At 32.5% G+C, this 13,286-nt stretch carries 6 protein-coding genes; 5 read left to right on the top strand and 1 reads right to left on the bottom strand.

The window, feature by feature from the left end; all coding sequences use genetic code 11:
• Positions 1-28: 28 nt before the first annotated feature.
• Positions 29-3,088 carry a CHAT domain-containing protein gene (locus QYS47_RS14675; protein ID WP_322346944.1) on the bottom strand — a complete coding sequence of 1,020 codons (3,060 nt, stop codon included), beginning with the start codon at positions 3,086-3,088 and terminating at the stop codon, positions 29-31.
• Positions 3,089-3,244: 156 nt separating this feature from the next.
• Here QYS47_RS14675 and QYS47_RS14670 point away from each other — a divergent pair, with 156 nt between their 5' ends.
• From QYS47_RS14670 to gldA, 5 genes are all read left to right on the top strand, one after another.
• Positions 3,245-9,076: an FG-GAP-like repeat-containing protein gene (locus tag QYS47_RS14670; protein WP_322346943.1), complete on the top strand. Its 5,832-nt coding sequence runs from the start codon at positions 3,245-3,247 to the stop codon at positions 9,074-9,076.
• Between the two features lie 113 nt (positions 9,077-9,189).
• Entirely contained in the window at positions 9,190-10,467 is a 1,278-nt protein-coding gene (locus QYS47_RS14665) for an N-acetylmuramoyl-L-alanine amidase (RefSeq protein ID WP_322346942.1), read from the top strand.
• A gap of 78 nt (positions 10,468-10,545) precedes the next feature.
• Positions 10,546-11,178 carry an HAD family hydrolase gene (locus tag QYS47_RS14660; RefSeq protein ID WP_322346941.1) on the top strand — a complete coding sequence of 211 codons (633 nt, stop codon included), beginning with the start codon at positions 10,546-10,548 and terminating at the stop codon, positions 11,176-11,178.
• Positions 11,175-12,302, top strand: coding sequence for a site-2 protease family protein (locus tag QYS47_RS14655; RefSeq protein ID WP_322346940.1), 1,128 nt, complete (start codon positions 11,175-11,177; stop codon positions 12,300-12,302). Before QYS47_RS14660 ends, QYS47_RS14655 begins: the two co-directional genes overlap by 4 nt.
• Before the next feature lie 71 nt (positions 12,303-12,373).
• Complete coding sequence (gene gldA, locus QYS47_RS14650; RefSeq protein WP_322346939.1) at positions 12,374-13,282, top strand: gliding motility-associated ABC transporter ATP-binding subunit GldA; 909 nt, start codon at positions 12,374-12,376, stop codon at positions 13,280-13,282.
• Positions 13,283-13,286: the final 4 nt, after the last annotated feature.

Here is a 13,286-nt window from a genome sequence, read left to right as displayed (position 1 = left end):
AAGCCTTTACTCTAATTATATTTTTAATTTATTGACCAACCATTACAAAAGCTCCCCAGTAAAAAGGCGACTTATATTTTTCCTTAATGGTTTTCTGAGCTTGATTGAAAGCAGTTAATTTGTCAATTCCATTTACCCAATTTTCGTAAAAACTAGTCATAAGCTCTTGAGTAGCAGCATCATCAACCGACCATAAACTCATAATAATAGCATCAGCCCCTGCAACTTGGAAGGCTCTTCTTAAACCATAAACGCCTTCACCATTTTTCAATTCCCCTAATCCTGTTTCGCAGGCAGATAAAACAACCAATTCTGTATCACTTAAATCTAGATTCATGGCCTCATAGGCTGTTAATATTCCATCCTGTCTTGCTCCTTCATTTAGTCCGCTAGAAATAAATGAATTAGCACCAGCCATAATCAATCCCGATTTCAATAATGGATTTTCACTGTATTTATCTTCTTCCTCAGTATTAGCAGTTTCATTGTCTTCTAAAAAGAAGCCATGAGTGGCTATGTGTAAAACTTTTGGACTTTTTACACCTTTTAATTGTAGTTCATCTGCATCATTTTCCAAATAGGTTTCCGGATTTTCATTAGAGTTGCTTTTATAAATATTATCAATTTGGTTTACTTCTACTTTTGTGCCTGGAAGTTCGGTTACTAATGCATTTCCTCTTATATACCTCTGAAGACTTCCTCTTAAACCTCTATTTAAACTTGCATTTTCAACTATATCGCTAGCGCTTTGCTGATTTTCAGTTATACTTTCAGTTATTCCTTTATTATAATTTGGGAATCCAAATAATGTAGGGTTAGCAGCTAAATTTGAATTCGATTTTGTTTTATTGTAGGCTAATAAATCCTTCGTATTGGTTAGTAATTGTACGTTTTGTTCTTCTAACACATACTTCTTACTGGCTGTATTAAACAATACATTTATACTGATTTGATTATAAATTCCATCAGGAGAAAAATATAATTTTTCATATTGTTTAGTTCTTTCAGCTATGGGTTGCCAATAAAATTTATAACTGTAATTATCTCTTACCTTGAATCGGATAGCATTTCTATAGTTTTTAATGTATTTATTTTCTAATTCAAGTCCATTTTCAAGAAGAATCAATTCTGGATTTTTAGAATTTTTATCGATTAATAATGCAGCATAGTTTATTTTATTCTTAAATATTCCGCTGCTATCGGGAACAAATTCTCTGTATCTGATCATCTCAATAGCGGCTTCACCCTGTTTTAGTTCTTTTTGAACATCTTTCCAGCTATATTTTTTTGCAGTGTATGCATCTGCAAATTCGGAAGATGCTCTACTAAGTTCTTTTTCTAAATCTGACGAAACGCTTAATAGTGAGTCGAGCTTTAATTCTTGTTGTTCAACTTCTTCATTCGACATCGAATAAAGCTGCGATATTAGCTCTTTTGTGCTGATCCAGTTTTGGTATTTGTCAATCAATTCTTGATTTTCACTATTTAGAATATTTTTTCTAGCCTTAGCAGTAGCATACATGATTAACCCTTTAGTTGCTAATTGATAATCATACATCTCTTCCAGTAATTCTGGATCTTCTTTGTAATAGGATATTGCAAAGGAGTTGAATTCCTCAAAAGTTGATCTTAAAATATTGGTATAAAAGTTGGCCTTTTGTTGTTCACTTAATGCAGGGAAATATGCTTCTATCTGAGCAAAATAATTATCAAAAGTTTCATTGAAATACTCCTTAGCTTTTTTAGGGTCCTTTTTGTACCAACTTAATTCAGCTAACTCTTTACTTGATTCAGCATAAAGAGGATGGTTCTTACTCAGATATTTTGCTCTTAGGTTGTGGGCAGCTTTAATGTGTTTCTCTGCTTGTTTAATATCGTTTAATCTAAAATTGGCTATTCCCCATCGTAATTCGTATTTAGAGTATTCTGGATTACTTTTTGCTAATATTTTTTTAGAGACACTATAACTTTCACCCATAAGCTTGTAATAGTTCTCTAAATCCAGAACACCATTTAAGGCTAAGGCTTTTTCTTTTAAAACTCTGATGTATAATTCACTTCCTTCTCCCAAAATATCCTTAATTATTGATAAAGACTTATCGAAATATTCAATTGCTTTTTCTTTTTGATTTACGGCAATTAAACTTTGAGCGTAATTACTGTAGGTACTAGCGTTTTGTAAACTAGGCTCATTCTCAATGATTTCTTCATAAATTTCTATAGCTTCCTCATATAAACCTATCTTCCAATACAATAACGCAAGATTATTTTTTGTATTCTCTGTTAAATATTCATTTCCACTTAATTTAGATATGATCTCTAAGGCTTGAGTATATAATAATTCAGATTCAGAATATTGCGACCTGTAATAATAAGGTATAGCAAGAGTTATTAAGCCTTCAGCAAATTCAATACTTTCCTTACCAAATACTTTCTCAATAAATTCTAAATTTTGCTTTAGTATTTCTTCAGATTTAGAATAATAGCCGATGTCAAAATAAGCCATTCCTAATTCTTTGTTTACAACATGTTGGTACTGTTCTTTAACAAACTCAATTTTTAGTAAATCTTCCAATATTTTCATTGAAGTTCTATGTTCACCAATAATTCCGTATGATTTTGCTAATTCAATCTTACTTTCTACGTATCCTGGATCAGCTACTCCAGATTGTTTTTTATAAATCTCAGATGCTTCATCAAAATTTTCGATGGATTTTTGATAGTCACTATTCAACTGTTGGTAATAGGCTAAGTTAAAATGGATATCACCAATCAATAATGGGTCAGTATGTTTAATGTTTTTCCTTACTTTTAATTCCTCTTCCATAATCTGAAGCGCGAGTTTTAGACTATCAAAAGCTAAGTAAGAGTCTCCTAAATAATATAATAGTTCGGCAGAAATAGTATCAGCTTTGGAATTAACCTGCTTGTATATTTCTGACTTTTTCGAAATAATTTTCTCGTAATCCTCTGAATTAAAAGCTTCTTGTATTTCGATGAAAATTGAAGAATTTGAATTTTGAGCTATTATATTTACGCTTGTAAGCAAAAGCAGAAACAAAATAGAGGTTGAGATTATATTTTTCATAAATATTCTAATCAATTGTAAGGCTAAAGATACTACAAAAAAATAGTAATAAAAAAATAATAATTAGGATTAATATTATATATTTTTTTACTTTGTAAAGACTTTATTGTTTGTTTTTTATTTCGATTTAAAATAAGAATTACTTTATATAACTACATGAAAACATTTATTGTACTTTTATTGGCAAGCATCTTTTTTCAATTTATTGCTATTGGAAACAATACTTCTGAATTAAATAGCGGTAGCCCTGGTGTAATGACTTACTCAGAGCCAGTTATTATTGAAAAGGGAAGAACAGCCCATGATAAAGGTTTTCTTTCAGACAAAAGCTTCGATGTAGCAGATCCCATCCCAAGCCCAGATGTACAAGTTTCATCAACCACACAGAATTCCATATTATTATTTCTCAATAATTCAACGGCTACAGAATTTGATTTTAATATTGAGGTATCGGTAGATGATTTTGTAACATTTTTACCTGCCTACAACCCAGCCATAGTAAGTAGTCTAAATACTTCATTTAGTATAAGCGGATTAACTCCTGGGCAAGATTATAATATAAGAATTTGGGGTGAAAGGATAAGTCAAGCTAATAGTGATACAATAGTTATTCAAACTCAAACCAACCCATTTTTTATAAACTCTATAGCAGATGGCGATTGGTCAGATCCGAGTATTTGGGCAGGAGGAGTAGTGCCACCGGCTGATTCTGCAGTAAATATTTATCATAAGGTTACTATTAATTCAGGAGAGATTATTTTAATTGATGAGGTTAATATAGTAGGTAATTTTGAAGAGACACCCCATACAGGAATTTGGATCAATGATGGGAATCTAACCATTGATAATAATTTAAAAATTTCTGATGTTTTTGGGGCTCAGATTAGCGATTCAGTTGGTGTATTTATTACCGCTAACCCTTTAAATCAGGCAAGCCTTGTTGTTGGAAATAACTTCATAATAGATAAAAATGAGATATTGTCTGATACTCCATTAAGATTAGAAGGCTTTAATAATGGGGATTCTTTATTAATAAAAGTAGGAGGGAATATGGATATTCGACAATTGGGCTCCGCTCTTTCACCTTTTATGGGTAATTATCTCAATCTTCAAAACGTGACCTTAGATGTAAGTGGGAGGTTATCATTTTTTAATGATAGAACTAATAGTGCTCAATTTTATAAGTCGAATATATTTAATTCAAAAGTGTTTGTGGGGTCATTTCAAATGGACGCAATTCAGCAAACAAATGAAGAGTTTCAAGTTAATTTCACTGGAAATACAGAGATGTTTGTGTATTTCGATTTTTTAAGAAATGGAGCAGGAGGGAAAATTAATTTTCAAGATCAATCCATTCTTCATATGGTTGGAAATGGATATCAACAATTAAGCGGATTTGGTATAGCTCAGGATTCAATTATCTATAATGATCTTATTATTAATCTAGCTGATGAACCCAATTCAGATAGTAGAACCCGTGTAGAAATATCAGCTTCTTATGGTGAAACGATCTCTCAACTATATATTAAAAATGAGTTGAATTTTATAAATGGTGTAATTAGAGGTTTTGATCTCTATGAAGGATTTCAAAGAGAGGTCATCATTGGATCTAATGGAAGTGTTTCGGGTATTCAGAAAGATAGTTATGTCCAAGCCCCACTTGGAAAAATTGGAAATACTCCCTTTACCTTTGCTGTTGGTAATGGGACTGGTTTAAAGCAAATTAGAATTAATAATAATGAAGACTTTCAACAAACTGATTTAGTGCGGGTAAACCCCATTTCAAATTACTGTGGTGAGTTTGATACACTCTTTATTTCATCTGGATTAGCTAGGGATCGATTTAAGGATACTTGGGAAATAACGAGTAGTTTAACCGATGTAAATGTTGATGCTAGTTTTGAACCAATCATATATGATTTAATAGAGGAGGGTATTACTAATTTGGACTCTTTAGCTCTAGTTAATTTTCAAAATGGTAGTGTTCTTGGGATTTCTTCATCAACAGATTCTTCATTTGTTAGTGGAGTTCAATATTCATTTGCGTTAGCTGATACTGCAAGACTTGGTTTAGCTTCAACTTCGGTTAATCAAAACCCATTCTATTACCGTAAAGAAATAGTAAGTTATTCGCAGAATTCTGCTGCGCCAGGTGAGAGTGTAACCTTAAATTTATCAGGTAATTTTGGACCGGTTATACAATCAGTTTATTTTGGTTCAAAGTCATCAAATGTTGTATCATCAACTGAAAATAGCGTTACAGTTACTGTTCCGTTTGGTGCTCAATCAGGTCAGTTAAAGGCCGTGGCTAATGATGGAAAAATTTATTATAGCAGGAGAAATTTCACCGTTTCGAATTCAACAATTATAAGTAATTTAAACGCAGCATTCGATACTTTAACAGTAGTTGGGAATGTAAATGGTTCTGCTCCATTGGGGCAATCTACTCTTAAATTAGGGACAATAGATGCTGACAATACTATTGATGCGGTCATTACTACTGCTAGTTATGACTCTGTCGCCTATTTTAGGAACTTAGAAGGTCAAACTACCTATGAACCCTTCAATTTAATAGTGGAGGGAAATCAACTGAATCCAACAGATATTGACTTGGAGCTTTCAAATATTTCTGGTAATCCAGTATTCGATTTTGTTCTTTCTTTTTCATTTTCTTCAATAAACAGTATTATTTATTTTCAAAATGATGGAAATGGTAACTTTACAAATTTAGGGGATGGGGCTAATGATCCAAATATAAATTATAATGACTTTGATTTAAGAGATTTAGATTACGATGGCTTCACGGACATAATTTACCCAATCTATGATTTTTCTGAGGGAATTAATAGTAATATCGCAGTAGCAAATATTATCTCTTCAGGAGAAAATTGTTCTCCATATGCCAGCATACCTCCTGCTTTTGGTACTGCCTTTAACCAGGAAATAACAGATTTGAATCCTGTGTTTTTTACAGAGAGTCAAAATGATGTGGAATTGAATTATATTGATCTAGATAGTGGGTATTTATCAAATACAAATTTTTTCAGTCAATCAAACTCCAGTTTCAGATCAAATTTTGCAGTAGGTGAGATTTTTCAATCAATTGTAGTCTCACCCGATGGAGATGGATTAGACAATATTGTAAGTTCTAATATTATAAACAATGAAATCCGAATTTTTGACGGCACTAGTTATTCATTTGTAGCTTTAAGTTTTGCTCCAGCTGTTATGGTTGCTGAGGATATGGATGGTGATGGCTTACAAGATTTAGTGGTTTCAGATTATAATAATCCTGCAATTCATATTTTATTGAATGATGGTGCAGGATCTTTTGCTGAATCCAATACCTATAACTACCCTGGATCAAAAATTTCTGGTTTAGCCGTTGCAGATTTGAATGCAGATGAAGTTAAAGATATAATTATGCTTCGTGAAAACGGTGATTTAGCGGTAGCATATTTTTCACCACAATCAACTGAAGTTAATCCACCATCTGTCAGCCTAAGTAATTTGAATTCAAATGGTTTTAGTCTTAACTGGTCGGCTGTAAATGATGCCGTTAATTATAAAGTTTACATAGGAAAGGATAATAACCCTAATACTTTATCAGCAGGAGATTCCACTATAACCGTATTTAGTGATTCTTTGACTTATGTCGCACCAGAATATTCTGAATTATATTCTTATGCTGTAAAAGCTTATACAAATAGCGGTGATTCATCAAACTACAGTGCTGTTAACAGTATTAAGCTGCCAGTATCTACTTATTTAGAATCAGACTCTTTAGCAATGGTTGCATTGTATGATAGTCTTGATGGCGCAAATTGGACAAGCTCTACAAATTGGTTAACAGGTAAATTAAACACATGGGAAGGCTTAAGCATGAAGAATGATAGCTTATTTGCGATTAATCTGAGCAATAAACAATTAAGTGGAGCTTTACCAGCTGAATTAGGGAGCCTAAATTTTGTGAATCAAATAAATTTAGCATCAAATAATATCACAAGTATTCTTTCATTAGTACCCATTTCAGCGCAACTGAATTCATTTAATGTATCTTCAAATAGATTAGCCTTTGAGCAACTACAAGCCTACAGTTCAATTTCGAACTTCAGTTATTCCAATCAAGACACAAGCTATATTATTCCAGAATCTTACATTGATTTCTTAGCTGCGGAAGTTAGCTTAGAAGTTAGTGCGCCAGCTTCTTCTAACACTTTCCAATGGTTTAAAGATAGTACAGCTATTGCTGGTGCAACGGATTCGATTCTTACTTTTGGTAGCGTAGCAAGATCAGATGAGGGTAATTATTATGTAGAAGTAAGTAACTCACTTTTACCAGGCCTTATTCTCAATTCTAATATTACCAACTTAAAGGTTTCATCCTTAGAGCGCGATATTGCAGCATTAAAAAAATTATACGAATCAACGGGTGGAGAAAATTGGAGCACGATTGTATGGGATACAACTGCAAATAATCCTGAAACTTGGTCGGATGACCCTAATGATATAATTGTTCAAGATAATCGAGTAGTAGAAATAAATTTACCGGAAAATAACTTAACTGGTTCTGTTCCAGAGGAAATTGCAGAAATACTGGGTTTAAGAGTTTTAGATGTTTCCAATAACGCTATTGAAAATTTGGCTGATTTGAGTACGTTACCAATTCTAGAGACCTTAAATGTTAGTGGAAATGCTTTAGGTTTTGATGATTTAGAACCACAAGTGGTTGTGCCTTCTTTCAATTTTGAAAACCAAGCGAATTTCGGTGTAACCGAAGATAAAAGATTCCCACATGGATCAAGCTTCTTAATTGACTATCTGGTTCAAGGTTCAGCAAACACTTATCAGTGGTATAAGGATGGTACTTTAGTGAACGGTAAAGATTCTAGCTCTATTTTATATGATTCAATTACCTATGAATTGATGGGTAGTTACCAATTAGAAGTGGGGAATGAAATGTTGAATATTCTTAGCCCAGACTTTAGAATCAAATCAAATCCTGTTAACATCATAGCCACCGCAAATCTTTCAGGATTAATGTTTGATACCAATGAGTTTCCAACGGAAAGTGGAAAAGTACATCTATTCAAATTTCAAGAAGGAGAACAGTATGACAGCGTTCAAATGGCGAACGGAGAATATTTTGTTAATCTAAAAGCTGGAGGTGTTTTTGATATCCTAAATCTTGATTTGGGAGATTACATTTTATATGTTGATAATAATGAAAGTGATTATCCTAATCTTATCAATACTTACTATCCAAATACGATTGATTGGGAATTAGCTGAAGTCATTCAGCATAGAAGTGATCAAGATGGTTTATCAGTAACCATGGAGGGTGAGCCACAGGAACTTAATGGTACCTCTAGGTTTAGTGGATATTTTGAAGAGGTATTTGGTGAAGAAGAAAGAATGCTCCCTAGAAGGAGAGTGAAGGGAGCGGGAGTAAGTGTTAGGCGTTTAACAGGTTCAAGTAGAGAGATTTCCTTTAGAACCGTTATGGAGGAAGGAGAATTAGTTGCTTATCTTGAAACGGATGAAAATGGGGAGTTTATTATTCCTAATCTCCCAGCTGGGAAATATACGGTAAAATTTGACAGACCAGGTGTTCCTATGGATGAAGATTCAGATATTGTGTTTGAATTAACGGGCGAAGATCAAGAAGCTTTAGAAATTTCTGCAACTTCTGAGAATGGGAAAATTTCTGTAAAAAGAGTTAGATACACGGCAAATAATCCTAATAAATTTTTGGAGGTTAAGCTATTTCCTAATCCAGCAAAAGATAAAATTGAGGTAATAAGTTTGGCCGATATATCCAAGATTAGTTTATTATCAGCGGAAGGCAAGTTGATCCAGTCCATTAATGAAAAGAATGTAAATAATAAGTATGAGTTTAATTTAAGTAATCAAGCTCCAGGCATTTATTTCATTCAGATAATATCAACAAATGGTATTAATGGAATTTATAAAGTAATTAAAGAATAGATTTAAATTCAATTCTTAATTTAGATAGGTCGATTTTTTGAATCGACCTATTTTTTTGATCTATATTCAATAATTTTACAAAACTAAAGTTATAATAATTAGATTATTGAATTATGTTTAGAATCATTGCTATTTCATGTTTAGTCTTATCTGTTTCTTCCTTAAAGGCACAACAAAAAAGATTGACCACCATACCAATAGAAATTTCCTCAAATCAAAGATTTAATTTGAGATCGAATTTTGAATTTACTGCAATTGCTCTAAAATCTAAAAATGAGATAGACTTTAAGGAAATTTCTTTTTTATTAAAAGATGAGAGTATAGTTTTTCAGAACAGTCCACACCAATTAGATAATTCAAATTATTTCTACTCTACAATAATTCATTTTAACGAATCTACATCTGAGCTAAAGCTGATGCTGAAAAATCAATCAAAACTTCAGATTGAAGCTATTTTAATCAATGGAGAAGGTAATTACGCTAGTTCATTAAAAATGAGAAGGAAGCAGGATTCGAATAATTGCCAACTCGAAGGTGTTATAACGCAAGATGAATGGAGGTCAGGATTAGCTGAACCAAGCTATAGTAGAAGCTTCACAGATACTGAAAATTTAATAATCCATCACTCAGCGGGTTCAAATAATATTACAGACTATACGCTTGCAGTTCGGAATATTTACATTTTTCATACTCAGGAAAATGGATGGTCAGATATAGGTTACAATTACCTGATAGCTCCCAATGGGGCTATATATGCCGGCAGGGATCCGGCAGGTGGTGAACAGGATTTAGTTATAGGCGCTCATTTTTGTGGATCAAACTCTACTACTATGGGAGTTTGTTTATTAGGGAATTATGAGACTGTTGATCCAGAGCAAGACATGCTCAATAGTTTGGAGAATCTTTTGAGTTGGAAAGCTTTTAAAGATGATTTAAATGCATTAGCTACAAATTCCCACCCGTTAAATTCAAATCTTGGAGTAATTGCAGGTCATCAAGACGGATGCAATACATTATGCCCTGGTATAAATGTTTATGAAAAACTTGACGAGATTAGGCAAAATGTAGATGTTCAAGTATCGACTTGTCGAGGTGAAGATAAACCAGTTATTGAAATAGAATTTGATACACTTCTAAGTACTAATTTATATCCGAACCCTATTCGTAACAACTTCTCATTTAATCTGGAATTAGATGAAAATCGACAAAATGATATTCTATATTTTCAGATCTTTGACCAAAGAGGTAAATATATTAAGTGGGAGAAATTATATTTTAGGGAGAATAAGATTGAGGTACTTTTACCTAATACTTTAACATCAGGAATTTATTTTCTACAAATAGTTTTTAATTCTCATCAGCAGGAACTACAACGTTTTATGATCCTATAATAAACCTAATGCTTATATCTTATTTTGAATTAGGGGGATGAACAGCCATATTTGCATTCATTAAAATAAAGAGAAAAATTGCAGAAAATAAAAACTATAATTTTTGATTTAGGGGGTGTTATTATTGATTTACATGTAGATAAAACAATCATTGCATTTTCAGACTTATCTGGGTTGTCAAATCAAAAAGTAGAAGACGCTTATTTATCAGCCTCAGTTTTTAAAGAATATGAGAAAGGATTAATTTCAGACGATCAATTTATATCTCAACTTAAAATGGAATTTAAGATAGAGGCGCATGCAGGTGAGATAAAAAAGGCATGGAATGCTATGCTGGGTCAAATTCCAATCAATAGAATTGAGGAGGTAAAGAGTTTGCTTAAAGATTATAAATGTATTGTGTTAAGTAATACAAATGCAATACACGAAAAAGCATTTCATAAGATTTTATCAAATTCGTTTCCTTATGCTCATTTAAACGATTTATTCAATGAAGTTTATTTTTCTCATGAGCTAAATCAAAGAAAGCCTGATCAAGAAATATATGAAAATGTTTTAAAGCAGTCTCAAACACTTGCTGAGGAAGCTTTGTTTATGGATGATTCAAAGCTAAATTTAGAATCAGCTGCTCAATTAGGTATTCATACACTTCATATACCGAGAAATGGAGGCTTTACAGAGCTGTTAAACAGTAAATTATCTGAAATATGATTGAGAAAAATGCTCGCTACTACCTAAAAAAGATATTACTATTTGTAATTACTTTTATTACCACTACTCTTGCGGGTTCTGAATGGATTACGAGTAAATTTATATTTTATTCTCCTGATTATTCTTGGTCAGATTTCGTTGCAGGAATGGAGTATTCAATCCCATTTCTATTTATTTTAACTGTTCATGAATTTGGTCACTTTTTTACAGCTAAATACCATAAAGTTGAAGTCACTTTACCCAATTACATTCCAATGTGGCTAGGATTTATCAGCTCAGTTTCTTTCGGTACATTTGGCGCTTTAATTCGAATTGTTGGACCAATACGATCAAGAAAACAATTTTTTGATATTGGAATAGCAGGTCCGATAGCCGGGTTCATTGCTGCATTAGGTGTATTATTTTATGGATTTACAAATTTACCGGAACCTGAATATATATTTGAAATTCATCCAGAGTATGAGCAATATGGTTTAGATTACGCTAATCATGTATATGATGATGAAGAGATAGTTAGTTTAAGTCTAGGAAATAATCTATTATTCTCATGGTTTGAAAAGTATGTTGCAGATCCTGATCGATTACCAAATCATAAAGAGATTATTCATTATCCTTATTTATTTGCTGGATTTCTTGCACTTTTCTTTACTGCTTTAAATTTAATTCCTATCGGTCAACTAGATGGTGGGCATGTTATATATGGTCTTTTTGGAGCAAAAAACCACTTTTATATCGCTTTTGGATTATATATGATATTCACATTCATGGCAGGACTGGGTCTAATTACTGCTGGAATTCCAATAAGTTCAATGCTTTTATATAGTGTTTCCTACATCGGTTTTTTATTTATGTCATTCAGAGGATTAGGCTTTGATAAGAGTACTACTTGGATGATTGCGGTTGGTATGTTTGCTGCCCAATACTTAACTACCTATTTGTTTCCTTCCATCACAGGTTTTTCTGGTTATTTATTGTTTGTGTTTTTATTAGGTAGATTTATTGGGGTAAAACATCCGATAGCTCCAGATGATAGATCATTGAGTACAGGAAGAAAAGTTTTAGGATGGTTATGTCTTATAATATTTATCATCTGCTTTAGTTTTGAACCTTTAATATTAGATTAATTCAGGAACTTGAATTATATATAATTATTACGCTATTTTTGCGTTCATCAAACAAAATCACAGAATTCTGAATGTCCATTTTCGTTAAGGATCTTACTAAAACTTTTGGCGAGCAAATCGCAGTGAATACTATTTCCTTTGAAATAAAAAAAGGAAATATTGTGGGTTTCCTAGGGCCAAATGGTGCTGGTAAATCAACTAGCATGAAAATGATAACGGGTACTTTACCTTCTGATTCTGGACAAATATTGGTTGATGAAATTGATGTTTCCCAAAATCCTCTTGAAGTAAAAAAACATATTGGTTATTTGCCAGAGCATAATCCTTTATATCTAGATATGTATGTTCATGAATTTCTTAGGTTTTGTGGAGGTATCTATGGATTATCAGGTTCTGAATTAAAGAACAGAGTTGCAGAATTAGTTGAGCTTTGCGGATTAACCAAAGAGCAGAATAAGCAAATTGGAACACTTTCAAAAGGCTACCGACAAAGAGTAGGCTTAGCTCAATCTTTGGTCCATGATCCTTCTGTTTTGATTTTAGATGAGCCAACCACAGGTCTTGATCCAAACCAAATTATTGAAATAAGGAATTTAATCTTGTCGATCAGTAAGGATAAAACAGTGCTCCTTAGCACGCACATTATGCAGGAAGTGCAAGCTATGTGTAATAGGGCAATCATTATTAAAGAAGGGACGATTGTAGCGGATCAGCTTGTAAATGAGTTAACGGATGAAAAGGAGAAGTTCACTATTAAGGTAGAATTAGAATCTGAATCTGATTTATCATATTGGTCGCAACACGCTGAGGTTAATAATCTTAAAATGATTAATAAGGTTGAGTATTTGTTTGAGACAACAAGTGATATTAGGAAAGAAATATTTAAGTGGGCAGGTCAAAATGATGTAGAATTGATTGGTATCTCTCTAGAGAAAGGGAATATGGAAGAAGTGTTTCGAAAACTTACTCAAAATAATTAATCCC

Origin of the sequence: Marivirga arenosa (assembly GCF_030503875.2) — a bacterium.
Taxonomy (GTDB): Bacteria; Bacteroidota; Bacteroidia; order Cytophagales; family Cyclobacteriaceae; genus Marivirga; species Marivirga arenosa.
This window is presented reverse-complemented; position numbering and strand designations above follow the sequence as displayed.